This window comes from Butyrivibrio sp. AE2005 (assembly GCF_000686965.1).
GTDB lineage: Bacteria > Bacillota > Clostridia > Lachnospirales > Lachnospiraceae > Butyrivibrio > Butyrivibrio hungatei_A.
This window is the reverse complement of record NZ_JMMD01000007.1, coordinates 25,700-50,828: the sequence shown is the minus strand read 5'-3', so window position 1 is coordinate 50,828 and position 25,129 is coordinate 25,700. Positions and strand designations below refer to the sequence as shown.

At 41.7% G+C, this 25,129-nt stretch carries 36 protein-coding genes; 34 read left to right on the top strand and 2 right to left on the bottom strand.

Annotated features, from left to right (window positions below; all coding sequences use genetic code 11):
* Together DL92_RS0107985 and DL92_RS0107980 are read left to right on the top strand one after the other, a co-directional pair.
* Entirely contained in the window at window positions 1–1,410 is a 1,410-nt protein-coding gene (locus tag DL92_RS0107985) for a permease prefix domain 1-containing protein (RefSeq protein ID WP_026667362.1), read from the top strand.
* On the top strand, window positions 1,397–2,527 hold the full coding sequence (locus DL92_RS0107980) for a DUF3048 domain-containing protein (RefSeq protein ID WP_196803775.1): 1,131 nt from the start codon (window positions 1,397–1,399) through the stop codon (window positions 2,525–2,527). The genes DL92_RS0107985 and DL92_RS0107980 overlap by 14 nt, the downstream gene beginning before the upstream one ends.
* Window positions 2,528–2,592: 65 nt before the next feature.
* Here DL92_RS0107980 and DL92_RS0107975 read toward each other — a convergent pair whose 3' ends face one another.
* Entirely contained in the window at window positions 2,593–4,044 is a 1,452-nt protein-coding gene (locus DL92_RS0107975) for an MFS transporter (protein ID WP_026667360.1), read from the bottom strand.
* A 310-nt stretch (window positions 4,045–4,354) separates the two neighbouring features.
* Here DL92_RS0107975 and DL92_RS0107970 point away from each other — a divergent pair, with 310 nt between their 5' ends.
* The 7 genes from DL92_RS0107970 (at window position 4,355) to DL92_RS0107940 (ending at window position 10,717) form a co-directional block, all read left to right on the top strand.
* Window positions 4,355–4,924 carry an HAD domain-containing protein gene (locus DL92_RS0107970; RefSeq protein WP_026667359.1) on the top strand — a complete coding sequence of 190 codons (570 nt, stop codon included), beginning with the start codon at window positions 4,355–4,357 and terminating at the stop codon, window positions 4,922–4,924.
* 745 nt (window positions 4,925–5,669) lie between these two features.
* Window positions 5,670–7,805 (top strand): ABC transporter substrate-binding protein, encoded by a 2,136-nt coding sequence (locus tag DL92_RS0107965; RefSeq protein ID WP_026667358.1) that lies wholly within the window; start codon window positions 5,670–5,672, stop codon window positions 7,803–7,805.
* A gap of 115 nt (window positions 7,806–7,920) precedes the next feature.
* Complete coding sequence (locus DL92_RS0107960) at window positions 7,921–8,445, top strand: RNA polymerase sigma factor (RefSeq protein ID WP_051625264.1); 525 nt, start codon at window positions 7,921–7,923, stop codon at window positions 8,443–8,445.
* A complete protein-coding gene (locus DL92_RS0107955; protein WP_026667356.1) occupies window positions 8,442–8,906 on the top strand; it encodes a hypothetical protein in 465 nt (154 codons plus the stop codon). Before DL92_RS0107960 ends, DL92_RS0107955 begins: the two co-directional genes overlap by 4 nt.
* Window positions 8,896–9,459 (top strand): hypothetical protein, encoded by a 564-nt coding sequence (locus DL92_RS0107950; protein WP_026667355.1) that lies wholly within the window; start codon window positions 8,896–8,898, stop codon window positions 9,457–9,459. The genes DL92_RS0107955 and DL92_RS0107950 overlap by 11 nt, the downstream gene beginning before the upstream one ends.
* A 43-nt stretch (window positions 9,460–9,502) precedes the next feature.
* Entirely contained in the window at window positions 9,503–9,793 is a 291-nt protein-coding gene (locus DL92_RS18655; protein ID WP_051594133.1) for a LiaF transmembrane domain-containing protein, read from the top strand.
* Window positions 9,794–10,006: 213 nt separating this feature from the next.
* The gene (locus tag DL92_RS0107940) at window positions 10,007–10,717 is read left to right on the top strand and encodes a GTP pyrophosphokinase (protein ID WP_081670761.1); all 711 of its coding nucleotides are present in this window, start codon (window positions 10,007–10,009) and stop codon (window positions 10,715–10,717) included.
* A 122-nt stretch (window positions 10,718–10,839) separates the two neighbouring features.
* Here DL92_RS0107940 and DL92_RS0107935 read toward each other — a convergent pair whose 3' ends face one another.
* Window positions 10,840–11,706, bottom strand: a complete 867-nt coding sequence (locus DL92_RS0107935; RefSeq protein ID WP_026667354.1) for a class I SAM-dependent methyltransferase — start codon at window positions 11,704–11,706, stop codon at window positions 10,840–10,842.
* A 477-nt stretch (window positions 11,707–12,183) separates the two neighbouring features.
* Here DL92_RS0107935 and rpsJ point away from each other — a divergent pair, with 477 nt between their 5' ends.
* The 25 genes from rpsJ to infA all read left to right on the top strand — a co-directional run bounded on the left by rpsJ (window position 12,184) and on the right by infA (window position 25,094).
* Window positions 12,184–12,495 carry a 30S ribosomal protein S10 gene (gene rpsJ / locus DL92_RS0107930; RefSeq protein WP_013279995.1) on the top strand — a complete coding sequence of 104 codons (312 nt, stop codon included), beginning with the start codon at window positions 12,184–12,186 and terminating at the stop codon, window positions 12,493–12,495.
* Window positions 12,496–12,692: 197 nt separating this feature from the next.
* Window positions 12,693–13,376 carry a 50S ribosomal protein L3 gene (gene rplC / locus DL92_RS0107925; RefSeq protein WP_026515616.1) on the top strand — a complete coding sequence of 228 codons (684 nt, stop codon included), beginning with the start codon at window positions 12,693–12,695 and terminating at the stop codon, window positions 13,374–13,376.
* A gap of 26 nt (window positions 13,377–13,402) precedes the next feature.
* Window positions 13,403–14,026 carry a 50S ribosomal protein L4 gene (gene rplD, locus DL92_RS0107920; protein ID WP_026655626.1) on the top strand — a complete coding sequence of 208 codons (624 nt, stop codon included), beginning with the start codon at window positions 13,403–13,405 and terminating at the stop codon, window positions 14,024–14,026.
* Window positions 14,026–14,325: a 50S ribosomal protein L23 gene (gene rplW / locus DL92_RS0107915; RefSeq protein WP_026515614.1), complete on the top strand. Its 300-nt coding sequence runs from the start codon at window positions 14,026–14,028 to the stop codon at window positions 14,323–14,325. Before rplD ends, rplW begins: the two co-directional genes overlap by 1 nt.
* Window positions 14,326–14,510: 185 nt before the next feature.
* Window positions 14,511–15,353: a 50S ribosomal protein L2 gene (rplB, locus tag DL92_RS0107910; RefSeq protein ID WP_026655625.1), complete on the top strand. Its 843-nt coding sequence runs from the start codon at window positions 14,511–14,513 to the stop codon at window positions 15,351–15,353.
* Between the two features lie 11 nt (window positions 15,354–15,364).
* On the top strand, window positions 15,365–15,655 hold the full coding sequence (rpsS, locus tag DL92_RS0107905; protein ID WP_026515612.1) for a 30S ribosomal protein S19: 291 nt from the start codon (window positions 15,365–15,367) through the stop codon (window positions 15,653–15,655).
* Window positions 15,656–15,683: 28 nt separating this feature from the next.
* Window positions 15,684–16,079 (top strand): 50S ribosomal protein L22, encoded by a 396-nt coding sequence (gene rplV, locus DL92_RS18650; protein ID WP_420314844.1) that lies wholly within the window; start codon window positions 15,684–15,686, stop codon window positions 16,077–16,079.
* 19 nt (window positions 16,080–16,098) lie between these two features.
* The gene (gene rpsC, locus DL92_RS0107895; protein ID WP_022778093.1) at window positions 16,099–16,770 is read left to right on the top strand and encodes a 30S ribosomal protein S3; all 672 of its coding nucleotides are present in this window, start codon (window positions 16,099–16,101) and stop codon (window positions 16,768–16,770) included.
* A complete protein-coding gene (gene rplP / locus DL92_RS0107890; protein WP_026655623.1) occupies window positions 16,770–17,207 on the top strand; it encodes a 50S ribosomal protein L16 in 438 nt (145 codons plus the stop codon). Before rpsC ends, rplP begins: the two co-directional genes overlap by 1 nt.
* Window positions 17,197–17,406: a 50S ribosomal protein L29 gene (rpmC, locus tag DL92_RS0107885; RefSeq protein WP_026515609.1), complete on the top strand. Its 210-nt coding sequence runs from the start codon at window positions 17,197–17,199 to the stop codon at window positions 17,404–17,406. Before rplP ends, rpmC begins: the two co-directional genes overlap by 11 nt.
* A 33-nt stretch (window positions 17,407–17,439) precedes the next feature.
* Window positions 17,440–17,694: a 30S ribosomal protein S17 gene (gene rpsQ, locus DL92_RS0107880; RefSeq protein WP_013280005.1), complete on the top strand. Its 255-nt coding sequence runs from the start codon at window positions 17,440–17,442 to the stop codon at window positions 17,692–17,694.
* A gap of 21 nt (window positions 17,695–17,715) precedes the next feature.
* Window positions 17,716–18,084 (top strand): 50S ribosomal protein L14, encoded by a 369-nt coding sequence (rplN, locus tag DL92_RS0107875; protein ID WP_022764361.1) that lies wholly within the window; start codon window positions 17,716–17,718, stop codon window positions 18,082–18,084.
* 12 nt (window positions 18,085–18,096) lie between these two features.
* On the top strand, window positions 18,097–18,426 hold the full coding sequence (gene rplX, locus DL92_RS0107870) for a 50S ribosomal protein L24 (RefSeq protein ID WP_026655622.1): 330 nt from the start codon (window positions 18,097–18,099) through the stop codon (window positions 18,424–18,426).
* 22 nt (window positions 18,427–18,448) lie between these two features.
* On the top strand, window positions 18,449–18,988 hold the full coding sequence (gene rplE / locus DL92_RS0107865) for a 50S ribosomal protein L5 (RefSeq protein WP_026515607.1): 540 nt from the start codon (window positions 18,449–18,451) through the stop codon (window positions 18,986–18,988).
* A 21-nt stretch (window positions 18,989–19,009) separates the two neighbouring features.
* Window positions 19,010–19,195, top strand: coding sequence for a type Z 30S ribosomal protein S14 (locus DL92_RS0107860; RefSeq protein ID WP_026515606.1), 186 nt, complete (start codon window positions 19,010–19,012; stop codon window positions 19,193–19,195).
* A gap of 191 nt (window positions 19,196–19,386) precedes the next feature.
* Window positions 19,387–19,788, top strand: a complete 402-nt coding sequence (gene rpsH / locus DL92_RS0107855) for a 30S ribosomal protein S8 (protein ID WP_026655621.1) — start codon at window positions 19,387–19,389, stop codon at window positions 19,786–19,788.
* A 15-nt stretch (window positions 19,789–19,803) separates the two neighbouring features.
* Window positions 19,804–20,343: a 50S ribosomal protein L6 gene (rplF, locus tag DL92_RS0107850; RefSeq protein WP_026655620.1), complete on the top strand. Its 540-nt coding sequence runs from the start codon at window positions 19,804–19,806 to the stop codon at window positions 20,341–20,343.
* Window positions 20,344–20,363: 20 nt separating this feature from the next.
* Window positions 20,364–20,732 carry a 50S ribosomal protein L18 gene (rplR, locus tag DL92_RS0107845; protein WP_026515603.1) on the top strand — a complete coding sequence of 123 codons (369 nt, stop codon included), beginning with the start codon at window positions 20,364–20,366 and terminating at the stop codon, window positions 20,730–20,732.
* 17 nt (window positions 20,733–20,749) lie between these two features.
* Window positions 20,750–21,259, top strand: coding sequence for a 30S ribosomal protein S5 (rpsE, locus tag DL92_RS0107840; RefSeq protein ID WP_026655618.1), 510 nt, complete (start codon window positions 20,750–20,752; stop codon window positions 21,257–21,259).
* 27 nt (window positions 21,260–21,286) lie between these two features.
* A complete protein-coding gene (gene rpmD, locus DL92_RS0107835) occupies window positions 21,287–21,475 on the top strand; it encodes a 50S ribosomal protein L30 (protein WP_026655617.1) in 189 nt (62 codons plus the stop codon).
* Window positions 21,476–21,592: 117 nt separating this feature from the next.
* Window positions 21,593–22,033 (top strand): 50S ribosomal protein L15, encoded by a 441-nt coding sequence (gene rplO, locus DL92_RS0107830; RefSeq protein ID WP_026655616.1) that lies wholly within the window; start codon window positions 21,593–21,595, stop codon window positions 22,031–22,033.
* Window positions 22,033–23,352: a preprotein translocase subunit SecY gene (gene secY, locus DL92_RS0107825; RefSeq protein WP_026667353.1), complete on the top strand. Its 1,320-nt coding sequence runs from the start codon at window positions 22,033–22,035 to the stop codon at window positions 23,350–23,352. Before rplO ends, secY begins: the two co-directional genes overlap by 1 nt.
* A gap of 88 nt (window positions 23,353–23,440) precedes the next feature.
* The gene (locus DL92_RS0107820; RefSeq protein ID WP_026655614.1) at window positions 23,441–24,085 is read left to right on the top strand and encodes an adenylate kinase; all 645 of its coding nucleotides are present in this window, start codon (window positions 23,441–23,443) and stop codon (window positions 24,083–24,085) included.
* Between the two features lie 14 nt (window positions 24,086–24,099).
* Entirely contained in the window at window positions 24,100–24,852 is a 753-nt protein-coding gene (gene map, locus DL92_RS0107815) for a type I methionyl aminopeptidase (RefSeq protein ID WP_026655612.1), read from the top strand.
* A gap of 23 nt (window positions 24,853–24,875) precedes the next feature.
* Window positions 24,876–25,094, top strand: a complete 219-nt coding sequence (gene infA / locus DL92_RS0107810) for a translation initiation factor IF-1 (RefSeq protein WP_013280019.1) — start codon at window positions 24,876–24,878, stop codon at window positions 25,092–25,094.
* Window positions 25,095–25,129 lie beyond the last annotated feature (35 nt).

Below are 25,129 nucleotides of genomic sequence, written 5' to 3'. Positions count from 1 at the left end.
ATGGAAGAATATATCAAAATGTTACTGGAGCAGGTGCGTTTTGAGAAGGCGCACAAGGCTATAGGTGATGAGATCAGGGCGCATATAGAAGAGCAGATAGAAGCGAATGTTTCAGACGGAATGGACCGTGTGACCGCGGAGAAAAAAGCTGTCGAGGACATGGGGGATCCCATGGAAGTTGGAATGTCGCTTGACAGGGTTCACAGGCCGCAAATTGCATGGGGCTTGATAATCGCGGCAATGACCATTGGAGCTGTCGGAGCGATGATCAGGATGACGGTAGCATATTCTGAGTATGATGACTTCGTAATTGCTATTAATGCTTTTTTTGGTATTTCCTTGATGCTGCTTGCATTTCTTGTGGATTATACGACTATATTAAAATATTCTAAGTTGCTGGCGGCTGTATTGATAGTGGGAATGGTACTTAATCAGGCTATTTACTCACATGGACCGGAAGAAAACTTTTTCTGGCAGCCATATTCCATTACGAGGGCTGTTTTTACAACGTTGTTTGTCTTATTTATTCCTCTATATTCCGGAATAATCTATAGGTATAGAGGGCAGGCGTATAAAGGGCTGATCAAGGCGGTTCTTTGGATTGTTATTCCGTGCATGTATATGAGTTCGCGACTGGAGGGGCATGCGGCCTTGCATGTTATGATGATCGCATTAAGTTTGCTGGCTCAGCTTACAATAGCAATAAAGAAGGGCTGGTTTGAAATTCCACAAAAGAAGGTGATTGCATATTTGTGGGCTGCGTTTGCGATTTTTCCCGGAAATTTGATGATTGAACTAAGGAATTGTTTTCCCAGCAGTAAATTAATAAATGTAAGACATGTTATGGATAGACTTAAGCCGCTTGGATGCGGGGTAGTATATCTTAATCTTGGCGAAAATGTGACTATGGCCGCAAGCAGTTATTTTGGTGTAAAGACAGGAGAGCATGTCCTTCTGTATATATGTTCAGATTGGGGATGGCTTATAGGATTAACAGTTATTTTAAGCGTTGTCGGATTGATTGTTTTTGGATTTATCGCTTTATCTAAGATAAAGAATCAAGTGGGAATCGCAATGGGAAGCGGTTGTCTCATTTGGCTTACGGCAAATGCTGTTGCATATTTACTTGTGGGATTTGGATTATTTTCTACGACATATGTAGGCGATACTTTTTTTCCTTTTATATCAGACAGCAATGTTATAGTATCGTATGTCTTCCTGGGGATAATTCTCAGTATATATAAATACAAGAATGCTTATTCACAGCATGTAGACATTAAAGCTCAATCGGGAGTTCAACTGAAACTTTTGAATTATGAGCTTGACATCAGACTACGTAAGGAGGTGAAGGAAGAAAAAAAGGCTTTAATAAAACAAAAAATGGGAGAAATTATCTATGACAAAAAGTAAAAAGATCGTTGCGCTTGCAATGTGCATGCTAATGGTGCTTTCAGATGTTGCCTGTGGCAAAAAGGAAGCGGATGATTCTTCTCTTTCAATTTCTGTCGAAGATGTAGTTACCGGTGATACTGCTGCGGAAGCTTCATCGGATGGAGTGAAGAATTTCGAGATTCCGGAAGGAATGTACCTTAGCGAGATCACAGGTGAGCCAATAAGCGAAGATATTAAAGATCAGCGTCCTATCGCTGTAATGGTTGACAATGAAAAAATTGCGCTTCCACACTTTGGAATAGCAGAAGCGGATGTTGTTTATGAAATTATGAACAGTACATTGAATGACAGAGTAACAAGACTTATGTGCATTGTAAAAGACTGGGGCAAGATTGAACAGATGGGCAGTATCAGAAGTACACGTCCGACAAATATTCTTCTTGCAGCCGAGTGGGATGCGGTGCTCTGCCATGACGGAGGACCTATAGCTCATATTACTGCATATTTTAAGAATCCTTGGGCACAGCATTTCTCCGGAACTTTTTCCAGAGTTAAAAACGGAAAACCTAAAGAGTTTACAGAGTATGTCTGTTCGGGTGATATGGAGAGTAACTTCTCAAGTATGAAGAAGGATCCCGCATATTCAACAACTTATACCGAGTACAGAAACGAGGGAAGTCATTTCAACTTTGCTCCTTACGGCAAAGAAGTTGACCTTACAAAGGTTTATGACAAGACATATCCCGTAACGGAGATCGGACTTCCTTTCTGGCACAATACTTCTACACTTAAGTATAATGCCGAAACTAAGCAGTATGAGTATTACGAGTACGGATCACGTCATGAAGATGCAGAGGACGGAGAGCCTCTTAGCTTTAAGAATGTACTTATCCAGAAATGTGATTTCAATCAGCTTGATGATCACGGTTATCTTATTTACAACTGTATCGCAGCAGGACAGCCCGGATGGTATATCACAAACGGTGTTGCCAAAAGTATCACATGGGTTAAGGATGATGCAACTCATCTGACCAGATTTTATGATGACAAGGGTGAGGAGATTCAGATCAACACAGGTAAGACATATATCACACTTGTTCCGTCAGATACATGGGATTCAGTGACAATGAAATAATAGAGTTTTTTAATGCAGAAAGGAGCTTTCACCTTGATTTGAGGTGAGGCTCCTTATTTACGAGTTTAGTGAGAATCCCAACAATAGGGAACTTTTTCAAGTACAGGTCGCTTGATTAAGATCAATAGCAACACGATTGCAGCGAAAGCGGCGTTGATGCTCAATACTTGGGCAATGCTTACGTGGGAAACCAGCAAACCGATTGCAAGTGACCCGATGGGAGTCACGGCGGCCGCAGATGAATTAAATACAGCTGATGCGCGGGCCATATACTTATGGTCAACACATTTCATGATCTGGATATGGAGAATTCCACTTACCAGCGAAACGGCTGCCATTATGACGAAGTAGCATGCGCACAGCAACGTGTATGCGAGAAATGTGTTTTCTTTTACAAATCTTCCGTAAGGAATACAGGCCATTGCGCCGGCTAACAGGGCGGTTCCAAGGACAGTGATCTTAAGGGGCGATAGTTTCTTTGACAAATTCGGCAATACCACCGCGCCCAAGATTCCGCCTATTGATGAGAATATGCCGGAGATGCTTATAAGCTCGCTGCCCATTCCGTAAATTTCGGATACTATAGGAACTTGAAGAGCGTTCAATGGAATCAGCATTCCGTTGAGCAGTATGCAGATGATGCAGAAGTTTCGTACAACCGGAGTGCTAAATACATATGAGATGCCGTCTCTGAGCATGGAGATGTAGCTGGGCTCGGAGGTAGCGTCGGTGCTATCGGCTTCATGTAGTGAGTCTTTAATTTTGTCTTCGTAAAATGAGTGTATGCTTTCAGCTTCGTTGACAATGCCGGTGCTACCGACTTCAGAAGCGGACCCTGCTGCAGTTTTGAGCATGCCAATCAGTACTGCGGCTGCTATGAATGTCGAGAGATCTGTGAACATTGCTGCTTCAACGCCGAGTTTTGCAATTATAAATCCTGCAATTCCGCTTCCTGCAAGGGTGGCAGCGTTGCTGAAAACAGAATCAAGGCCCACTCCGGCGCTTATGTCATCTCTTTTAAACACCTGCGCACTAAGGGCACTCGTCGCAGGAAGGTAGAAAGACTCTAAGCTCGTTATTGTCAGCGCAAATACCGAAAGGAGCACCGGAGTTACCAGTTCAAGCTTAAACAGAAAGATGAAGAGTGCAATCAGAAGTGCTCTGAGAAAATGAGTTGTGATGACAACATTTTTTTTATCCATCTTCTCAACAATGACTCCTGCAAGCGGCTGAACAACAACGTTTGGCAACATGATAAATGCAAATATTATCGCAGACCACGCCGCACTTCCTGTAATCTGATATACAATCCATGTAAAGGCAATTGATTCTATCGAATCCCCGAATCTGTTGACCAGATTTGCGAACAGAAGCTTTCTGTATGTGCTTTCGCTTAATATGGATTTATAATTAGTGGTGTTATTGGTTTTTGCTTTGTTTTTTATTCCGGTTTTTTTGCCGGTGGTGTTATTGTATTTGGCTTTTTTTCTGATGTCGGTGGTGCTATTACTTTTCATTATTGGTTCTCCCTTGTGACGCATTGTTTTGCTGACTGTTACTGTTGGTCGGATGTAGATTGAAATAGAATTGATTGCAAGTTCGGTTCTATTGTTTAATTCTTTGCCTGGCACATCAGCAAGTAGGCAACATACATGTGCCCTTATCTATAGTTTCAGTGTAAGGGAATGCGCGGGAGAGTATAATACACCGTTTGTATGTGTTGAGAAAAGAAAAGTTTCCTATTAGGAAAGTTATGGCGAGCGCTCATTGACCCAAAAACCTGCCAAACAAATAACAGAATCACAACCCACATAACGGAGGAACATCATGCAAAACATAATATTTCTTGATATAGACGGAGTCTTGAATTCAAAGTTCTGGGATGAGGAGCATCAGCGCGAAATAAGTGACGGAAGGCTTGTAGATGCAGGCGCGGTGAGGCTCTTGGCGGAGCTTATAAAGAAGGCGGATGCAAAGCTGATCCTTCACTCAGGATGGCGTTTCTGGTTCGACGAGAATCTTAAACCACTAAGGCCTGAAGCAGAGCACTTGATCACAGTGATGGCTCAAGAGGGCATCAGGCTTGACGGCGTAACACCCGATCTTACCACCGAAGAAATAAGAAAGAGCAAGAAGTTCAGCCTTGTTAAGGCTGAAGAAATCCTCCTATGGCTGAAAGAGAACATAGCTTCCGCAAATAGTGACTTCTCATCAAATGATGAAACTTTCAAAATCGATGAAACTTCTAAAGATGCAGATTTTCCGGCAAATTGGCTTGTTCTTGATGACCTGGAACTTCATAACGGCTTGATAGCAAGGCATCAGATAAAGCCTGATCCAAACGTTGGGCTCACACATGAAGATGTAAGAAGAGCCCTGAACATTTTAAAGCTTTAAATGCAGAATAAATCTGCCTGCATGGTCCTACAAGATAGAATCAACCACTGGGACCATGCTTTTTATAATATTTGAATCCAATAATATATATCAGCATGGTCCTACAGGATAGAATCAACCACTGGGACTATGCTTTTTATAATATTTGAATCCAATAATATATATCAGCATGGTCCTACAAGATAGAATCAACCACTGGGACCATGTCTTTTAAAATATTTGAATAAAATAAAACATTTTAGCATGGCCCTACAAGATAAAATATCCCTTTTGGGCCATTCATCTTCGAAAAGTCAATCCTGATAAAACACTCAATCATAGTCCCATAAAGTAAAACATTGCATTTGGGCCATACATCTCTGGCAACACCTCTCCATAGCTTCCCGTCCCAAATCCCCTTTCCACATAATTTCACAATTCACATATTGACAAATCCCTCTCTCCGGAGTTATTGTATTATTGTACTAAGCGACTAATACAGTAATACAGTGTGCGACATCACGCTATATGCGGCTATGCACCGGCGAGTGACATCATGTCACGTATAGCGATGCAACAACACGCAGCATACCGTTACATGCGACTACATCGCAAGCACACCACTACAATGGACTGCATCACGCTACGTGCTACTTCACCACAACGTACAACCACATAGAACAATAACCGCCCACACACCGCAGCCCATAGGTTGCGGCGGGCACATATAAGATGATGCGAATCGTCGACAGAATGGAGAGAAAAGATGAGAAAAAGAAATATTATAGGGAAAACAACAAGCATAATTCTTGCGTTTACTCTTTGCATAACATCATTTACCGGTTGCGGCAAAAAGAAGATCACGGAAGAGGATTTTGCGCAGGTAAAACAGATTGATAAGAACTGCATCTTTAAGCAGGAAGATTTTCCGGGAATCCTTGGCGAAGGAGAAAAGGTGTGTGTTCTCGGCCGAAGCGGAGGCAAGGTAGTGGCTATCTGCGAAGCGGAAATCGGAGACAGAGGGTTTAAATATCTTTCTTTTAACCCTGACGGATCTGAGGTTAATTCCTGCGATTTCGGTGGCAAAAAGGAAGATTACATAACTATTGGCACTTTCGACCTTTCCGAAGAGTTTGCGGACGATCCGTTCTACTTTAGATGCCTTGAGTGGAGTGACAAATACGGACTTTTATGCGGAACAGAGGACGGCGTTAAGACCTATGATGAGCAGAATGGTCTGAAAGAGCTTGTTGATAAAAAAGTCATGAGTGGTATGGGTGGAATCTTAAATATGGTCGAACTTGCGGACAATAAGCTGTTTATAAATTATTATAATAAGCTTTACGCCCAGTCATTTGTGATAGTTGACGTAGACAGCAAGAAAGTGGAAAAGAAGCTTGGAGATTTCCAGGAGCACAGTTACTATAACTTTTTTGATGATGAAAACGGTAATCTGTATGCGGGTGATTCCTATGGGGTATATAAATGTGATACCGGGGCGGACAAGCTTGTAAAACTTCTTGATTACAGGGATTCATCAATCAATAGCGACGATATGATGTCACAGGAGGGTTTTGTTGCAGTAAATGAAAAAGAAATAATCGCTGATACTGTAGAAGGTGACAGTGGGGTAAACACTCTTGTGAAACTATCCAAAGTAAATCCTGAAGATGTTGCAGATAAGACCGTTATTACCTTATCAGGTATGTATGTAGATCGTGATATTGCGAGCCAGATCATGAAATTTAACAGATCAAGCGATAAGTATGCGATAAAGATATTGGATTACAGCGAGTTTTACGATGACTATAAACAATGTGAAAAGCAGTTTAATCTTGATATTACAGCAGGCAAAGCGGCCGATATCATCTGCTTTTCGGGAAGCGAAGCATCTGTCAGAAAATATGCCGATAAAGGAATACTTCTTGATTTAACTCCTGCTTTTGAAAACGGAGGCCCTTTGAGCGATATAGAAATCCTTCCGAACATAGCGGAGATGATGAAGTTCAATGGCAAGACCTATACATTTATGCCAACGTTCAAAATTAGTACATATGCAGTTAAATCCGAGTACGCGAAGGGAAAAAAATCTTTGACATACAAGGACTGCGACGAGCTGATAAATAGTAAAGGCGTGGATTATAAAACAGCGTTTGGTTCATATCAAAACAGAACATACGTCTGCTCATATTTCTGGATGCTCTACGGAGATGAGTTTTTTGACCTCAAGAATAAAAAGTGTAATTTCAATACGCCTGAGTTTGCAGAGTTTTTGAATTTTGCCAATAAGTTTCCCGATGATGAACCGGTTGATGTTGTAATGGAGGATGAGCTTGAGGCAGAATATGCCGAAGGAAAAGGGATTTTCTACGCCACAGATTTTAGAAATATATGGGAATATGCAAAGCTCAAGCAGTATATATTCAGAGATGATGTTGAATTGGTCGGATGTCCAAATAACCTTGGTAAAAACATGGCTGCGGTAAGCACAACTACATTTGGCGTAAACAGCAAGACGGAGCATGCGGATGTTATCTACGATCTTATCAGGGAACTTATGACTTCGGATAAAGAATCAAGTGGAGGCTTCTCTACGGTAAAGCCCAAGTTTGAAGAAGAGTTACGGGAAGCTACAGGTGAGATAAGCGATAGCAACACCAATGCGCAAACGTACGATCCTTTGAGCGGCAAAGATGTAAAATTAGAACCGCTGTCAGAGGAGGATATAAAGAAGTTCTATGATTATGCTGTTTCAATAAATACAAACGTCGGACATGATATGCAGGTTTCGGATATAATTTTAGAAGAGGCTTCAGCATTCTTTAAGGGAAAGAAAACGGCGGAACAAGTCGGAGATATCATACAGAACAGAATCAGCAATTATATTGCCGAAAACAGTTGATCTGAGAACTTGATTTAGAAGTTTAAAAAAGTCTGCAAAATTTTTATATTTTTTTGCAGACTTTTTTGCATGCGTATCGTTATATTAAATGAAGAGAGAAAAACAGGAGAAAAGTTTGGGGAAGATCGATTCGAGAGAAAAGTTAATACAGCTCATGGACCGGTACAAGAATCTGGTCTTTTCGGTGTGCCTTAAGCTTACCGGTGACCACTTTACTGCGGAGGATATTACGCAGGAAACGTTTATTTCCGCATATCGGCATCTTGAGGATTTTGACGGATGCGATGAAAAAGCGTGGATATGCAGGATCGCGAGTAACAAATGCATCGACTACCTAAGAAGTAGCAAGATGCGCGAGGTGGCTTCGACCGACGATGAGCTTGAAGCTTCCATGGACGCCGGCAGGGACGGGCCGCTTGAAACGTATATAGCACGGGATGTGGAGAAAAGATTTTTTGAACGGTGCAATGAACTTGATGAGCCGTACAGATCTGCGGCAGTCGGGCATTTTATTCAAGGAAAGACTGCAAAAGAGATAAGTCTTGAGAAAGGGATACCTCTTAAGACGACACAGTCCCACATCTACAGAGCCCGCGAGATGCTAAAGAAAATAATCAGGAAGGAGGAACTGCTGACATGAGTCATGAATATCTGAGTGATGAAGAATTACAAAAGCTTATTTCCGATGTTGAGCTTAATGACATGGCTGAAGCGCCCGTGGGTCTTCAGAAAAAAGTGCTTGATGCAGTTGATGCTGCAGACAAAGCAGGTAATATCGCGAAAACCAAAAAACAAAAGATAATCGAATACAGATTATACAGCCTGAAAGTGGCTCTCGCCGTTGCTGCAGCAATAGCGGTAATGTTCATAGTTCCTTGCGTTTCTGCTGCAAATAGATATGTTCCTTTTATGGAAAAGATCGTTTCTCAAAGAGATATATCTTTGAAAGAAGAGCTTTTTGTGAGAAAAGAAAGCAAGAACTGCGATGAGGAGTTAAACGAAAAAGGTTTTCGTGAACATCTGATACAGAAAAAAGAAAAGATAGAAAGAAAAATAAACAACATTTTTATTGGTGATATGGAGGAAGATGATGGAATATAAGAAAAGAAACGGCTTTTTTGTTTTTTGCTTTTCGTTTATACCCGGGGCGGTAGAGATGTATATGGGATTTATGAAGAACGGAGTGTCTTTACTGGCAACGTTTGTAATGGTATGTTTGGTTTCAATATATGATTATTCATTCATTTCGGCAGTTGCATATGGATTGTTGGTAGTAATCTGGTTTTATGCTTTTTTTCATGCTTGGAACTTGTACAGATTAAACGGGGATATACTGATGAAGTTGGAAGACAAATACATTTGGACGGAATTTGGACTTCCAAAAGAATTCACGATCAAAGAAGAAAAACTTCGCAGAGCTACGGCAATAGCGCTTATATTGATAGGGGCATGTACAATATGGGACAGTTTGTTAGAACTTCTTCGGAAAATTTTCATTCGCTATTTCTCTGAGGAATTTTGGTTTAGCTTTCGAAGTGTGATGAATAGCATACCTAGATTGGCTATTGCGGTGATATTCATTTATGCGGGAATTAAACTTATCAAAGGAAAAAAGAAAGAACTTGGAATTACGTCTGATGCAGAGCAGGAATGACCTGATTTTGAAGATGGAGATTATTCTGAGTGGGAGGTAAAAGATGGAGACAGCAAGCATGCATAGAGTTGGTACTATAACTGCAGGTATTACTCTTATAGTTTTTGGAGTCGCCTTTATACTGAATGTATTTTGGAGCTTTTTTGATATAACGACGATAATAAGGCTGTGGCCTATCATACTTATAGGGGTAGGTGTTGAGATACTTGTCTCGAGCTTTGAGAAGAATAAAGTGGTTTATGACAAGGCGGCCATATTGATCATGTTTTTAATGGTAGGATTTGCAATGTTTATGGCATGTTGGGATAAATGCGTGATACGGGAGCTCATGTAAATAGCAAACTTCTTTGATTTATGAGTCTTTGCTTCATGATATAATGTGGAGCAGGGACTTTTTCTTTTTTTTCTAAAAAACCTGTAAAAACGCTTGAATACAAATAAAAAAATCAAGTACAAGATTTTGATAATTTTTATAATTCGTTCATATAACGTTTAACGGATGCTGATATACTAACAATATAAGAATTACATGAAAGTGAGTTTTTTTATGGCAGCAGAGCATTTTGACTATTCAAAGATCAGCTACAATAAAAACGATGATTGGGATGATGTAAGCTTGATAGATCTTGAGAATCTTCTTCAGATGAAAGGTCAGGTCAAGGAATTTCGAATTCTTATGATGAAGTATGACAGCGCATTATTGGAAGTTCGAACTAAACTTGATGTATTAAATAAGGAATTGGCTCTGAGGAATAACAGAAATCCGTTTGAAGCGATAAAGATGAGGATCAAGACACCTCTTAGCATATATAAGAAACTGATCAGCAAGGGCGTGGATTTTTCGATTGAAAATATTGATAAGTACATATCTGATGTTGCGGGAATACGAGTTGTGTGCTCGTTTGTGGACGATATCTATATGTTGGCGGACTGTCTTGCAAATCAGGATGACATCAGGGTGATCCAGAGAAAAGACTATATCGACAAGCCTAAGAAGAGTGGCTACCGTAGCCTGCATCTTATAATAGAAGTCCCGATCTTTCTTGTTCAGGAAAAAGAGTACATGAAAGTTGAGGTACAGTTCAGGACAATAGCCATGGATTTCTGGGCAAGCCTTGAACACAAGATGAAGTATAAAAAAGACAATATCAATCAGGAAGTTATTTCCGACGATCTTAAGTTCAGCGCAGATCTGATAAATCAGCTTGATTTAAGGATGCAACAGATTCGCCGGAAGATAGACGGCGAAGAAGAATAATTTAGTAGGAGATTTTATTTATATAGCAACCCCCGTAACGCTTGTAAAATGAGCATTTACGGGGGTTGTGGCTTTTTATATGTATTTTGCGGAAAACTTTAGCGACTCTTTGCGTAAGATTCTTAGTTTTTTGCTGTCCAGCGTCCGCTTGCGCCGCAGGGAAGGACAAGTCCGTTTGACTTTACGGGAAGTCCGATCTCATTGGCTTCTATGGTACCCGGATGAATCGGATCAAGTACCGTGTGCAGCATATATGACAGCACCGCAGGCTGAAGACCTGTTGTGTAAGAATTTATAAGGAAGAAAAGAGGTTTATCCGACAGAAGCTTCGATGTCAGTTCGATAAACGGAAATACCGAGTCTTCAATCTTCCATATCTCACCCTTGGGGCCTCTTCCGTAGGAAGGCGGATCCATGATTATTCCGTCGTACTTGTTTCCTCGTCTGATCTCGCGCTCGACAAATTTTACACAGTCGTCTACGAGATATCTTATAGGTGTATCTGCAAGGCCTGAAGATGCAGCATTTTCTTTTGCCCAAGCTACCATACCCTTGGCTGCGTCTACGTGTGTAACCTTAGCACCGGCCTTAGCGGCAGAAACAGTGGCTCCGCCTGTGTAGGCAAAAAGGTTTAAGACTTTGATCTCACGATTCGCTTCCTTTATTAATGAAGAGAACCAGTCCCAGTTTGCAGCCTGCTCGGGGAAAAGCCCTGTGTGCTTGAAACTGAAGGGCTTCAGATTAAAAGTAAGTTCCTTATAATTAATAGTCCATTCTTCGGGAAGATTTCTGAATTCCCATTCGCCACCGCCTTTGTTGCTGCGGTGGTAGTGGCCGTTCCATTTCTTCCAGCCGAAATGTTTTTTGTCCGTTTTCCATATTACCTGAGGGTCGGGTCTTACCAGCATGTAGTCGCCCCAGCGCTCAAGCTTTTCACCTGAAGAGGTATCAATTACCTCATAATCTTTCCATCCGTTTGCAATCCACATATTTTTTTCCTTCTGACTAAAATTTTCATTGCCTATTATAATATAAAGAAGCTTCTATATGATACAGAAATCGAGAGATAGGAAATGATGTTAAAAAACATCAAGAAAGACTGGCTAAAAACACCTATTTTTGCATAAAAGTGATTAATTTATAAAAAGTGGTTGCATATACTTTTAAAATGTTTTACAATCATAAACGCTGTGACATGATAGCTATGAAGCGTGAGGTTGCTGCTTTCATCCAGTTAAGCAGGTTTTCCGTGGAGCGAATGTCTAGAGACCACTGATGTGGTCAAACAAACTGACGACAAGTCACTGTACAGACAATTAAGTCTGCCGACTAACCCAAGGCAGAAACGACGTGTAGGGATTCTATGGCCTTAATTTGTGTTAAGTCGTAGGACACACACGGGAGAGTGTACAGTCACCGCTTGTCGTACTTGTATATAAAAGTGCGAAAAGGAGGCGACTTTTTTTATGGCAAATCAGGTAATGAGAATTACACTTAAGGCTTATGATCACCAGCTTGTTGATGCATCAGCCAAGAAGATTATCGAGACAGTCAAGAAGAACGGATCTCAGGTAAGCGGACCGGTACCCCTTCCTACTAAGAAGGAAGTTGTTACTATCTTAAGAGCGGTTCACAAATACAAAGATTCCAGAGAACAGTTCGAGCAGAGAACACACAAGAGACTTATCGATATCATCACACCTACATCAAAGACAGTTGAGGCTCTTCAGAGACTCGAGATGCCTGCAGGTGTAAATATCAATATCAAGATGAAGTGATACAAGGTGTCATAAGACATAGAGCAATCCGTATCAATTTATCAAATATAAAACAGGTAACTATTCACACCTCTACTAGTATGATGCAAGGCGCATGATGCCGTGATAACTGGAGAATTACCAAAACGTTGCAGGTAATTAAACGACATTGCGATCGTAGTACGCATCCGCTGTAGATGTAATAAGGAGGTAGAAACATGAAGAAGGCTATTTTAGCTACTAAAGTCGGAATGACTCAGATCTTCAAAGAGGACGGATCACTTATTCCTGTAACAGTTCTTCAGGCAGGACCTTGTGTAGTAACACAGATCAAGACTGTTGAGAACGACGGATACAGTGCCGTACAGGTTGGCTTTGTTGACAAGAAGGAAAAGATCGTTAACAAGGACAAAAACGGAAACAAGACAATTATTCATCGCCATGGAGCAACAAAGGCTGAGCAGGGACATTTCAAGAAGGCAGGAGTTTCTTGCAAGAGATATGTAAGAGAATTCAAGCTTGAGAATGCTTCTGAGTATGCACTTGGTGCAGAGATCAAGGCTGACGTTTTCGCTGAAGGCGACAAGATTGACGCAACAGCTATTTCAAAGGGAAAAGGATTCCAGGGCGCTATTAAGAAGAATGGTCAGCACAGAGGACCTATGGCTCACGGTTCCAAGTTCCACCGTCATCAGGGTTCTAATGGTTCAAGTTCAGATCCCAGCCGTGTATTTAAAGGTAAGGGAATGCCCGGACACATGGGTAGTGTTAAAGTAACAGTTCAGAATCTCGAGGTTGTAAGAGTAGATGCAGACAAGAATCTTATTCTTGTAAAGGGCGCTATTCCGGGACCTAAGAAGGGACTTGTTACAATCAAGGAAACCGTTAAGGTTATCGGTTAATAGAACGCGAAAGGAGGACCAAACAGATGGCAAACGTATCTGTTTATAATATGGAAGGCAAAGAAGTTGGTAAGCTTGATTTAAGCGATGCTATCTTCGGTGTTGAAATAAACGAACATCTCGTACACATGGCAGTTCTTCAGCAGCTTGCTGACAAACGTCAGGGTACACAGAAAGCTAAGACACGTTCTGAAGTTTCAGGAGGCGGAAGAAAGCCTTGGAGACAGAAGGGAACAGGTCATGCAAGACAGGGTTCTATCAGAGCTCCTCAGTGGAAGGGCGGCGGAGTTGTATTTGCTCCCGTTCCGAGAGATTACTCTTTCAAGATGAACAAGAAAGAGAAGAGAGCTGCTCTTAAGTCTGCACTTACAGACAAGGCTCAGAGTAACAACCTCATCGTTGTTGACGAGCTCAAGTTTGATGAGATCAAGACTAAGAAGTTCGCAGAGGTTATGAACAACCTCAAGGCTACACGTAAGGCTCTTGTTGTTCTTGCAGACAATGATAAGAACGTTGTTCTTTCAGCAAGAAATCTTGCAGAAGCAAGCACAACACTTACAAACACACTTAACGTGTATGATATCGTAAACGCTAAGACACTCGTTCTTACAAAGGACGCAGTTACAAAGATAGAGGAGGTGTATTGCTAATGGCAGCATTACAGTATTATGACGTAATCCTTAAGCCTGTTCTTACAGAGAAGAGCATGGCCGGCATGGGCGAGAAAAAGTACACTTTCCTTGTTAATCCTGAAGCTAACAAGACACAGATCAAGGAAGCTGTAGAGAAAATGTTTGAAGGAGCTAAGGTTGCTAAGGTTAACACTCTTAATGCCAACGGCAGAAAGAAGAGACGTGGAATGACAATCGGTTTCACAGCTAAGACTAAGAAAGCAATCGTTCAGCTTACAGAAGACAGCAAAGATATTGAGATTTTCCAGGGACTTTGAGCAGAACACTCAGCGAGGTAGTTCCGAGCTTAGTGTGAGCTATGCAAATTCACTTAATGAGGTTCTTTCGAGTTTAGTGAAGTTTGCATTACCACTAAAAATATACGTGCTGAATCCAATAAAAAGTCCGGGATTCAAGTGTTTTTTACACTAGTCACGTGATAAACAAAAAAGGAGAAATAATCATGGGAATTAAGAAGTACGGCCCATATACCCCATCCAGAAGAAACATGACTGGATCAGATTTCTCAGAGATCACAAAGAAGACTCCCGAGAAGTCACTCGTTGTTTCTAAGAACAGCAAGGCTGGTCGTAACAACCAGGGTAAGATCACAGTAAGACATCGCGGATGCGGCGGCAGAGTTAAGTACAGAATCGTAGACTTCAGAAGAAATAAGGACGATATGCCTGCAAAGGTTATCGGAATTGAGTATGATCCTAACAGATCAGCAAATATCGCACTTATCCAGTACGAGGATGGCACAAAGGCTTACATCCTTGCACCTAACGGATTGACAGACGGTATGACAGTTATGAACGGTGCTAACGCAGAAATCCGTGTTGGTAACTGCCTCCCTCTTTCAGCTATTCCTGTCGGTGAAAACGTACACAACATTGAGCTTTATCCCGGAAAGGGCGGCCAGATGGTTCGTTCAGCCGGAAACGCTGCACAGCTCATGGCTAAGGAAGGAAAGTATGCAACACTTCGTCTTCCTTCAGGCGAGATGAGAATGGTTCCCATTGAGTGCAGAGCTACAATCGGTGTTGTAGGAAATGGCGATCACAACCTTATTAACTATGGTAAAGCCGGAAGAATTCGTCACATGGGTATCCGCCCTACAGTTCGTGGTTCTGTTATGAACCCCAACGACCATCCTCACGGTGGTGGTGAAGGTAGAGCACCTATTGGACGTTCAGGCCCTTGCACACCTTGGGGTAAGCCTGCTCTTGGTTATAAGACACGTAAAGCTAAGAAGGCTTCTAACAAGCTGATCGTAAGAAGAAGAAACGGTAAGGCCATCAAATAAGGAGGAATAAAATGTCTAGATCACTTAAAAAGGGACCTTTTGCAGACGCAAGCCTGCTCAAGAAGATAGATGCTATGAACGCTGAGGGCCAGAAGCAGATAGTTAAAACTTGGTCACGTCGTTCTACAATTTTCCCGTCTTTTGTTGGACACACAATCGCTGTTCATGACGGAAGAAAGCATATTCCTGTATATGTTACTGAAGATATGGTTGGACACAAGCTTGGTGAGTTTGTTCCCACAAGAACATTCAGAGGACATGCTGGAAGTTCTCCCGTTGAGAGAAAGAGCAGCGTTCACTAAGAAGTGCCAATGAAAGGAGGTCAAATCCATGGAAATGGAAATCAAGCATAGATCTAAAATTAAAAGAGAAAGAAATCGTGACAATAAAGAAACAAGACCTTTTGCAAAGTTATCTTACGCAAGAATACCTGTTCAGAAGGCATGCTTTGTCATGGATGCTATCAGAGGTAAGGATGTTGAGTCAGCACTCGCAATCCTTCAGTATAATCCCAGATATGCTTCAAGCGTAATCTACAAGCTCCTTAGCAGCGCAGTAGCAAACGCTGAGAACAACAAGGGAATGAACAGAGCAAATCTTTTCGTTGCTGAATGTACTGCAAGCAATGGCCCTATCATGAAGAGAATTCAGCCTAGAGCACAGGGCAGAGCATACAGAATCAACAAGAGAATGAGTCATCTGACTGTTATTTTGGACGAGAGATAATTGAAAGGAGAAGCGAAGAATGGGACAGAAAGTTAATCCTCATGGACTCAGAGTCGGTGTTATCGCTGATTGGGATTCCAAGTGGTACGCTGAATCTGGCGATTTCGCCAATAATCTTGTAGAAGATTACAATATCAGAAAATTTCTGAAGAAGAAGTTATATGCAGCTGGTGTTTCTAAGATCGAGATCGAGAGAGCATCAGATAGAGTAAAAGTTATCGTTTACACAGCTAAGCCCGGTGTTGTTATCGGTAAGGGTGGTGCTGAGATCGAGGTAACTAAGAAGGAACTTTCAAAGCTTACAGATAAGAAGGTTCTTGTTGATATCAAAGAGATCAAGAAGCCCGATAAGGATGCACAGCTTGTTGCAGAGAACATTGCTCAGCAGCTTGAGAACCGTGTATCATTCAGAAGAGCTATGAAGTCTTGCATGAGCAGAACAATGAAGACAGATGCTCTTGGTATCAAGGCTTGCTGCTCAGGCCGTCTTGGTGGAGCAGATATCGCTCGTTCAGAGTTCTACAGCGAGGGAACTATTCCTCTTCAGACACTCAGAGCAGATATTGATTATGGATTTGCAGAAGCAGATACAACCTACGGTAAGGTTGGTGTTAAGGTATGGATCTACAAGGGTGAAGTACTTCCGACCAAAGCAGGTGAGAATTCAGATAAGGAAGGGAGCGATAAATAATGTTAATGCCGAAGAGAGTTAAGCACCGCAAGCAGTTCCGCGGTTCAATGGCTCATAAAATTACTCGTGGTACAAAGATCACTTACGGTGAATTTGGAATTGTTGCGCTTGAGCCTTGCTGGATCAATTCAAACCAGATTGAGGCAGCCCGTGTTGCTATGACACGTTTCATCAAGCGTGGTGGTCAGGTTTGGATTAAGATTTTCCCTGACAAGCCTATCACATTAAAGCCTCTCGGAACTCGTATGGGATCCGGTAAGGGTGCTGTTGATAGATGGGTAGCTGTTGTTAAGCCCGGTCGTGTAATGTTCGAAATCGGTGGAGTTGCCGAGGCCGACGCAAGAGAAGCTCTTCGTCTTGCAACACATAAGCTTCCTTGCAAGTGCAAGATCGTTTCAAAGGCTGATTTGGAAGGCGGTGTATCTAATGAAAACTAATAAGTATGTAGACGAGCTGAAAGCTAAGACTGCTGATGAACTTCAGACTGAGCTTGTATCAGCTAAAAAGGAACTTTTCAATTTAAAATTCCAGAACGCTACAAACCAGCTGGATAATACAGCAAGAATTAAAGAAGTAAGAAGAAATATTGCAAGAATCCAGACTGTAATCACACAGAATGCTAAGGCTGCTAACTAAGCCTTTTGCTTGGTTTAAAAAGGAGAAATGATCGTGGAAAGAAATTTAAGAAAAACGCGTGTTGGAAAAGTAACAAGCGATAAGATGGACAAGACCATCACAGTTTCCATTGAGGACCATGTGAAGCATCCTCTTTACAAGAAGATCGTGAAGAGAACATATAAGCTTAAGGCTCATGACGAGAATAATGAGTGCCGTATTGGTGACACAGTTAAAGTCATGGAGACAAAGCCTATCTCCAAGGATAAGAGATGGAGACTTGTATCCATTATTGAACGTGCAAAGTAATACAAAAAAAGGAGAAATATCATGATTCAGCAGGAAAGTAGACTTAGAGTCGCTGATAACACTGGTGCAAAAGAGCTTCTTACAATCCGTGTTATGGGTGGATCTACAAGAAGATATGCGAGAATCGGCGACACAATCGTTGCATCTGTAAAAGAAGCAACACCCGGTGGAGTTGTAAAGAAGGGTGATGTTGTTAAGGCTGTTGTCGTTCGTACTGTAAAAGAGACACGTCGTAAGGACGGTTCCTACATCAGATTTGATGAAAACGCTGCTGTTGTTATCAATGAAGATGGTACGCCTAAGGGAACACGTATTTTTGGACCCGTAGCCAGAGAGCTTCGTGAGAAAAAGTTCATGAAGATTCTTTCTCTTGCTCCGGAAGTATTATAAGGAGGCGCCCAGATGTCAACAAGTAAGATTAAGAAGGGCGATATGGTTAAGGTTATCGCCGGAAGAGAAATCGACAAGGAAGGAAAAGTCCTTTCTGTTGATACAAAGAACGGAAAGGTTGTTGTAGAGGGTCTCAACAAGGTAACTAAGCATGAGAAGCCTTCTGCTAAGAACCCCAATGGCGGAATTGTAGAGAGCGAAGCAGCTCTTGATATCTCCAACGTTATGTATCTTCACAAAGGAAAACCTACCAGAATCGGATTCAAGGTTGAGAAGGATGAGAATGGTAAGGTTGTAAAGAAGAACCGCATCGCAAAAAAGACCGGTGAGGTTATCGACTAATTAAGGAAGGAGGTATTTAACGTTGAGTAGATATAAGGATTTATACAAAAACGAGATCGTTGATGCTATGACAAAGAAGTTCGGTTACAAGAACGTAATGCAGGTGCCTAAGCTTGACAAGATCGTTATCAATATGGCAGTTGGTGAAGCTAAGGAAAACGCTAAGCTTCTCGAGAACGCTGCAAATGATATGGCTATTATTTCTGGTCAGAAGCCTGTTTACACAAAGGCTAAGAAGTCAATCGCTAACTTCAAATTGAGAGAGGGTATGCCTATCGGATGTAAGGTTACACTTCGTGGCGACAAGATGTACGATTTCCTTGATCGTCTTGTAAACCTCGCACTTCCTCGTGTACGTGACTTTAGAGGAATCAACCCTAACTCATTCGACGGAAGAGGAAACTATGCACTTGGTATCAAGGAGCAGCTTATCTTCCCTGAAATCGAGTATGATAAGATTGACAAGACAAGAGGTATGGATATCATTTTCACAACAACAGCTAAGACAGATGAAGAGGCTCGTGAGCTTCTCACACTGTTCAATATGCCTTTTGCAAAGTAATAATAGGAGGGAAATGCACACATGGCTAAATTATCCATGAAGTTGAAACAGCAGATGAAGCCCAAGTTCTCTACACGTGAGTACAATCGTTGTAAGATCTGTGGTCGTCCTCATGCTTATCTTAGAAAGTACGGAATCTGCAGAATTTGCTTCCGTGAGCTTGCATACAAGGGCGAAATTCCGGGAGTACGTAAAGCATCTTGGTAATTCTGTAGAATTCCCCCTTTTGGGGGATGTAATATAAGCGGTTCAGGATGGAAACCGCATATTTACAAAGTTATTATTCTTCGTATAATTAAAAAATAGAGAAACACATAAGCGCGCATTGCGGCTTCGTGTCTCTGCTCAATTCGGGGAGTAGTAAGGCGAAGCAAAAATAATTAAGGAGGCAATTTAAAATGGCAATGAACGATCCTATTGCAGATATGCTTACAAGAATTCGTAACGCAAACGCTGCAAAGCATGACACAGTTGACGTTCCTTCTTCAAAGATGAAGCTTGCAATTGCAAACATTCTTCTTGACGAAGGTTATATTAAGAAGCTTGATGTTGTTGAGGACGGAGCTTTTAAGAATCTTCACATCACTCTTAAGTATGGCGCTGATAGAAATGACAAGGTAATTACAGGTCTTAAGAGAATCTCAAAGCCCGGTCTTCGTGTATACGCAGGCAAGGACGAGCTTCCCAGAGTATTGGGCGGACTTGGTATCGCAATCATTTCAACAAACCAGGGAGTTGTAACTGACAAAAAAGCAAGAGAGCTGCAGGTTGGTGGCGAAGTTCTTGCATTCATTTGGTAAATTGGAGGTACGGGCATGTCACGAATTGGAAAAATGCCAATCGCAGTTCCTGCTGGAGTAACAGTAGAAGTTGCAGAAAATAATAAGGTGACTGTTAAGGGACCTAAGGGAACCCTTACAAGAGTTTTCCCTGCTGAGATTTCTTTCTCACAGGCAGATGGTCAGATCGAAGTTAAGAGACCTGACGATCAGAAGAAGACAAGAGCATTACACGGTCTTTCAAGAAGCCTTCTTAACAACATGGTAGTTGGTGTTACAGATGGTTTCGAGAAGAAGCTCGAGGTTAACGGTGTAGGTTACAGAGCTGCTAAGAATGGCAAGACACTCTCTCTTACACTTGGTTATTCTCACCCCGTAGAACTTGCTGATCCTGAAGGAGTAGAGACAGTAGTTGAGGGACAGATAATCACTGTTAAGGGAATCGACAAAGAGGCTGTTGGCCAGCACGCTGCAATCATCAGAGAGAAGAGAGCTCCTGAACCTTATAAGGGCAAGGGAATCAAGTATGTTGATGAAGTTATCAAGCGTAAGGTTGGTAAGACAGGTAAGAAGTAATAAGATAAGGAGAGTGCAAAATGGTTAGTAAAGAATCAAGACAGAAAATTCGTGCTAAGAAGCATATGAAGATTCGTAATCGTTTCAGCGGTACAGCTGAGAGACCACGTTTAGCAGTATTTAGAAGCAATAGTCATGTATATGCACAGGTTATTGATGATGTAGCCGGCAAGACAATTGTATCTGCTTCTACTCTTGAAAAAGACATCAAGGCAGAACTCAAGAATACAGACGATATTGAAGCTGCTACAAAAGTTGGTGATATTGTAGCAAAGAGAGCATTGGAAAAGGGCATCAAGGCTGTTGTATTTGACAGAGGTGGTTATATCTACCACGGAAAAGTTAAAGCTCTTGCTGATGCTGCCAGAGAAGCTGGCCTTGAATTCTAAGAAGGGAGAAAACACAAATGAAGCGTACAATAGTTGATGCAAGTCAGCTCGAATTGACAGATAAAGTTGTTACCATCAAGCGCGTTACTAAGGTTGTTAAGGGTGGACGTAACATGAAGTTCACAGCACTTGTAGTAGTTGGTGATAAGAATGGACACGTTGGCGTAGGTCTTGGTAAGTCTACTGAAATCCCGGATGCAATCCGTAAGGGTAAGGAAGATGCTACTAAGAACCTCATTACTGTTCCTCTTGATGAGAACAACAGTATTACACACGATTTCGTAGGTAAGTTCGGCTCTGCTGAAGTATTACTTAAGAGATCACCTGAAGGTACCGGTATCATCGCAGGAGGTCCTGCTCGTTTGGTATGTGAGTATGCAGGTATCAGAAACATCAGAACAAAGTCACTTGGTTCAAACAACAAGCAGAACGTTGTTTATGCAACAATCAGCGGTCTTGCTCAGTTGAAGACACCTGAAGAAGTTGCTGCTAAGCGCGGTAAGTCCGTTGCTGAAGTAACAGCTTAAGGTTTAGTAAATAAGGAGTATAAATCAATGGCAAACGAGAAAAAGCTTAAGATCACATTGGTTAAGTCCACTATCGGTGCTATTCCTAAGCAGGTGGCAACAGTAAAATCAATGGGATTTAAGAAACTTAACAGCTCTGTTGAACTTCCTGATAATTCCGCAACAAGAGGACAGATTCAGCAGATCAGACACCTTGTAAAGGTAGAAGAGATCTAATCTCAAAAGCAAAAGTAAATGGTATCCGGAGCTGCAGTATGTATGCGCGAGTGGTAAGCAGCGATGCTTATTGCGTGTAGCGGTATAAGCTCCGGAGTTAAATAAAGGAGGATTATCATGGAATTATCAAACTTAAGACCTGCTGAAGGTTCTGTACAGAGCGATAATTTTAGAAGAGGCCGTGGTCATGCTTCAGGAAACGGCAAGACCGCAGGTAAGGGACACAAGGGTCAGAAGGCTCGTTCAGGTGCTCCCAGACTTGGCTTCGAAGGTGGACAGATGCCACTTTTCAGAAGACTTCCTAAGAGAGGCTTCAAGAATATCAATCATAAAAACATCGTAGGAATTAACGTAAGCGCTCTTGAAGTATTTGATAACGGAGCAGTTGTAGATGTTCAGGCACTCAAGGATCAGGGAATCATCAAGAAAGAGCTTGATGGTGTAAAGATTCTTGGAAACGGAGAATTTACCAAGAAGCTTACGGTTAAAGCAAATGCGTTCAGCGCAGCAGCAAAAGAGAAAATCGAGGCACTTGGTGGAACAACAGAGGTGATCTAATGTTTAAGTCCCTAATGAATGCATTAAAAGTCAAAGAAATCAGATTGAAACTTCTCTTTACTCTTGCAATGCTTGCTGTTATCAGATTTGGAACAACAATTCCGGTTCCCGGAATCGATGTCCAGCGTTTTAAGAGCTGGTTTGAAAGTTTAAAGAGCGGTAACGATGCGTTTGGCTTTGTGGATCGATTTACAGGTGGATCGTTTGAGCATGCTTCAATCCTGGCTCTCAATATCACACCTTATATCACATCTTCCATTATTGTTCAGCTTCTTACAATTGCTATTCCCAAGTTTGAGGAGTGGCAGAAGGATGGAGAAGATGGAAGAAAGAAACTTACAGCAATGACAAGATACATTACTGTAGTTTTGGCACTTATCGAGTCCATTGCAATGGCTGTTAATTTCTACAAAGGCGATTCCCTTGCAGATAAATCAATCTTCTTGGCAATTCAGGTTGTAGTTGCATTTACAGCAGGTAGTGCATTCCTCATGTGGATTGGTGAACGAATCACGGAAAACGGTGTTGGGAATGGTATTTCTATAGTTCTGACGATCAACATTCTTTCAAGAATTCCGTCAGATCTTCATTCGCTTTTCGAGCGTTTTGTGAGTGGGAAGCCTATTGCAAGGGGAGTAGTATCAGCTGTAATAATTATAGCGGTTATTATTGCATTGGTAGTACTGATCGTAGTTCTTAACGGCGCAGAGCGCAGAATCCCTGTTCAGTATGCAAAGAAGATTCAGGGTAGAAGAACTTATGGTGGAAATCGTTCGGAGATTCCGCTTAAGGTCAGCACAGCGGGCGTTATGCCTATCATTTTTGCAATGTCATTGTTCCAGTTTCCCAGCGTTATAACTTATTTCACAGGTTATAAGGGACCGGGCGTTTGGGCAACGATATTGGAATATTTAAGACAGGACAATTGGTTTGATCCAAACCATTGGGAGTATTCCATTGGTCTTGTAGTATACATATTATTGCTTATCTTCTTCGCGTATTTCTATACATCAATTACCTTCAATCCTATTGAGATTGCAGATAATATGAAGAAGCAGGGCGGTTTCATACCGGGAATCAGACCCGGAAAGCCTACAAGCGATTATCTTACAAGCATTTTGAACTATATCATCTTTATCGGAGCATGCGGACTTATTCTTATTGCAATAATTCCTTACTTCTTCAGTGGTATGTTCAAGGCAAGTGTTTCATTCGGTGGTACTAGCCTTATCATCGTGGTAAGTGTTATACTTGAAACTATAAAACAGATTGAGTCACAGATGCTTGTACGTAATTACAAGGGATTTTTGGAAGACTGATTAAAAAATTAATGAAAGAGGTACAGGGACCTACTCTCGCAGTGGGCCCTGCAACCTCTTGTTTCTACTTTATGGAAGGGATTAGAGTATGAAGATTATTATGTTGGGTGCACCCGGTGCGGGAAAAGGCACACAGGCTCAGATGATCGCGGAAAAGTTCAACATTCCGCATATCTCAACAGGAGATATTTTCAGAGCCAACATCAAGAACGGAACAGAACTTGGTAAGAAAGCCAAGGAATTCATGGATAAGGGACAGCTTGTTCCCGATGAGCTTACAGTTGAGCTTCTTCTTGACAGAGTAGCAAATGATGACTGCAAGAACGGATACGTACTTGATGGTTTTCCTCGCACAATTCCCCAGGCTGATGTTCTTGATTCAGAACTTACAAAGCTTGGTGATAAGGTTGATTACGCTATCAATGTTGACGTTCCCGATGAGAATATCGTTCGCAGAATGTCAGGCAGAAGAGCTTGTCTGAAGTGTGGCGCAACCTATCATATTGAACATATTAAACCACAGAAAGACGGAATCTGTGATAAGTGCGGTAGCGAGCTTGTTCAGAGAGATGATGACAAGCCTGAGACAGTTCAGAACAGACTTAAGGTTTATCATGAGCAGACTCAGCCGCTTATTGATTACTATGAGAAAAAGAGTATTTTGAAGACTGTAGACGGAACAAAGGATATGCAGGAAGTCTTCAGTGATATTGTTAGCATATTGAATGCATAATCTGGTGTGTTAAAATGGCTATAAGTATCAAAACAGATGAAGAAATCAATCTTATGCGACAGTCAGGGCATCTATTGGCAAAGGTTCATGAAGAACTGCATGCTGCTCTCAGACCCGGTATATCAACTCTTGAGCTTGATGAGATTGGTGAGAGAACTATCCGTGCTCTGGGCGGGATTCCGAATTGCAAAGATTACGAAGGATTTCCTGCTTCTGTGTGCATTTCGGTGAACAATGAAGTAGTTCACGGAATACCTAGCAGTGAGCGAATCCTGCAGGAAGGAGACATTGTTTCTTTCGACACAGGACTCATATATAAAGGTTTTCATTCTGATGCGGCGAGAACATGGGGCGTCGGTAAGATAAGCGATGAAGCGCAGAAACTTATCGATGTCACCAGAGAAAGCTTTTTTGAAGGAATTAAGAAAGCTAAAGCGGGAAACAGACTTCACGATATTTCCGCTGCTATCGATAAATATATCAGACCACACGGTTACGGCATTGTAAGGGAACTTACAGGTCACGGGATCGGAACAAGTTTACATGAAGATCCCATGGTGCCTAACTTCAGGAAACTGACAAGAGGTGTGAAACTTCAAAAAGGTATGACCATATGCGTCGAGCCCATGATAACAATGGGAAGCCGCAAGATAGGCTGGCTTGAGGATGACTGGACTGTTGTCACACTTGACGGGTCACTTGCAGCACATTATGAGAATACAATAGCCATCACGGATGGTGAACCGGAGATATTAACTTTAATATAGTTGTAAATTAAGAGGAGATGTAGATGTCAAAGGCTGATGTAATTGAAATTGAAGGAAAGGTAATTGAGAAGCTTCCCAATACAATGTTCCAGGTTGAACTTGAAAACGGACACGTTGTGTTGGCACATATAAGCGGTAAGCTTCGCCAGAACTTTATCAGAATTTTACCCGGTGATAAGGTAACACTTGAGTTATCACCATATGATCTTACAAAAGGAAGAATTATTTGGAGAGACAAGTAATATAATAATCTAATAACGGTACGTGTGTGAGGGAT

What these genes read in the sequence shown, in the direction of transcription:
- DL92_RS0107985 (WP_026667362.1), top strand. Translation starts at nt 1, where the DNA reads ATGGAAGAATATATCAAAATGTTACTGGAGCAGGTGCGTTTTGAGAAG.
- DL92_RS0107980 (WP_196803775.1), top strand. Translation starts at nt 1,397, where the DNA reads ATGACAAAAAGTAAAAAGATCGTTGCGCTTGCAATGTGCATGCTAATG.
- DL92_RS0107975 (WP_026667360.1), bottom strand. Translation starts at nt 4,044, where the DNA reads ATGAAAAGTAATAGCACCACCGACATCAGAAAAAAAGCCAAATACAAT.
- DL92_RS0107970 (WP_026667359.1), top strand. Translation starts at nt 4,355, where the DNA reads ATGCAAAACATAATATTTCTTGATATAGACGGAGTCTTGAATTCAAAG.
- DL92_RS0107965 (WP_026667358.1), top strand. Translation starts at nt 5,670, where the DNA reads ATGAGAAAAAGAAATATTATAGGGAAAACAACAAGCATAATTCTTGCG.
- DL92_RS0107955 (WP_026667356.1), top strand. Translation starts at nt 8,442, where the DNA reads ATGAGTCATGAATATCTGAGTGATGAAGAATTACAAAAGCTTATTTCC.
- DL92_RS0107950 (WP_026667355.1), top strand. Translation starts at nt 8,896, where the DNA reads ATGGAATATAAGAAAAGAAACGGCTTTTTTGTTTTTTGCTTTTCGTTT.
- DL92_RS18655 (WP_051594133.1), top strand. Translation starts at nt 9,503, where the DNA reads ATGGAGACAGCAAGCATGCATAGAGTTGGTACTATAACTGCAGGTATT.
- DL92_RS0107940 (WP_081670761.1), top strand. Translation starts at nt 10,007, where the DNA reads ATGGCAGCAGAGCATTTTGACTATTCAAAGATCAGCTACAATAAAAAC.
- DL92_RS0107935 (WP_026667354.1), bottom strand. Translation starts at nt 11,706, where the DNA reads ATGTGGATTGCAAACGGATGGAAAGATTATGAGGTAATTGATACCTCT.
- rpsJ (WP_013279995.1), top strand. Translation starts at nt 12,184, where the DNA reads ATGGCAAATCAGGTAATGAGAATTACACTTAAGGCTTATGATCACCAG.
- rplC (WP_026515616.1), top strand. Translation starts at nt 12,693, where the DNA reads ATGAAGAAGGCTATTTTAGCTACTAAAGTCGGAATGACTCAGATCTTC.
- rplD (WP_026655626.1), top strand. Translation starts at nt 13,403, where the DNA reads ATGGCAAACGTATCTGTTTATAATATGGAAGGCAAAGAAGTTGGTAAG.
- rplW (WP_026515614.1), top strand. Translation starts at nt 14,026, where the DNA reads ATGGCAGCATTACAGTATTATGACGTAATCCTTAAGCCTGTTCTTACA.
- rplB (WP_026655625.1), top strand. Translation starts at nt 14,511, where the DNA reads ATGGGAATTAAGAAGTACGGCCCATATACCCCATCCAGAAGAAACATG.
- rpsS (WP_026515612.1), top strand. Translation starts at nt 15,365, where the DNA reads ATGTCTAGATCACTTAAAAAGGGACCTTTTGCAGACGCAAGCCTGCTC.
- rplV (WP_420314844.1), top strand. Translation starts at nt 15,684, where the DNA reads ATGGAAATGGAAATCAAGCATAGATCTAAAATTAAAAGAGAAAGAAAT.
- rpsC (WP_022778093.1), top strand. Translation starts at nt 16,099, where the DNA reads ATGGGACAGAAAGTTAATCCTCATGGACTCAGAGTCGGTGTTATCGCT.
- rplP (WP_026655623.1), top strand. Translation starts at nt 16,770, where the DNA reads ATGTTAATGCCGAAGAGAGTTAAGCACCGCAAGCAGTTCCGCGGTTCA.
- rpmC (WP_026515609.1), top strand. Translation starts at nt 17,197, where the DNA reads ATGAAAACTAATAAGTATGTAGACGAGCTGAAAGCTAAGACTGCTGAT.
- rplN (WP_022764361.1), top strand. Translation starts at nt 17,716, where the DNA reads ATGATTCAGCAGGAAAGTAGACTTAGAGTCGCTGATAACACTGGTGCA.
- rplX (WP_026655622.1), top strand. Translation starts at nt 18,097, where the DNA reads ATGTCAACAAGTAAGATTAAGAAGGGCGATATGGTTAAGGTTATCGCC.
- DL92_RS0107860 (WP_026515606.1), top strand. Translation starts at nt 19,010, where the DNA reads ATGGCTAAATTATCCATGAAGTTGAAACAGCAGATGAAGCCCAAGTTC.
- rpsH (WP_026655621.1), top strand. Translation starts at nt 19,387, where the DNA reads ATGGCAATGAACGATCCTATTGCAGATATGCTTACAAGAATTCGTAAC.
- rplF (WP_026655620.1), top strand. Translation starts at nt 19,804, where the DNA reads ATGTCACGAATTGGAAAAATGCCAATCGCAGTTCCTGCTGGAGTAACA.
- rplR (WP_026515603.1), top strand. Translation starts at nt 20,364, where the DNA reads ATGGTTAGTAAAGAATCAAGACAGAAAATTCGTGCTAAGAAGCATATG.
- rpsE (WP_026655618.1), top strand. Translation starts at nt 20,750, where the DNA reads ATGAAGCGTACAATAGTTGATGCAAGTCAGCTCGAATTGACAGATAAA.
- rpmD (WP_026655617.1), top strand. Translation starts at nt 21,287, where the DNA reads ATGGCAAACGAGAAAAAGCTTAAGATCACATTGGTTAAGTCCACTATC.
- rplO (WP_026655616.1), top strand. Translation starts at nt 21,593, where the DNA reads ATGGAATTATCAAACTTAAGACCTGCTGAAGGTTCTGTACAGAGCGAT.
- secY (WP_026667353.1), top strand. Translation starts at nt 22,033, where the DNA reads ATGTTTAAGTCCCTAATGAATGCATTAAAAGTCAAAGAAATCAGATTG.
- DL92_RS0107820 (WP_026655614.1), top strand. Translation starts at nt 23,441, where the DNA reads ATGAAGATTATTATGTTGGGTGCACCCGGTGCGGGAAAAGGCACACAG.
- map (WP_026655612.1), top strand. Translation starts at nt 24,100, where the DNA reads ATGGCTATAAGTATCAAAACAGATGAAGAAATCAATCTTATGCGACAG.
- infA (WP_013280019.1), top strand. Translation starts at nt 24,876, where the DNA reads ATGTCAAAGGCTGATGTAATTGAAATTGAAGGAAAGGTAATTGAGAAG.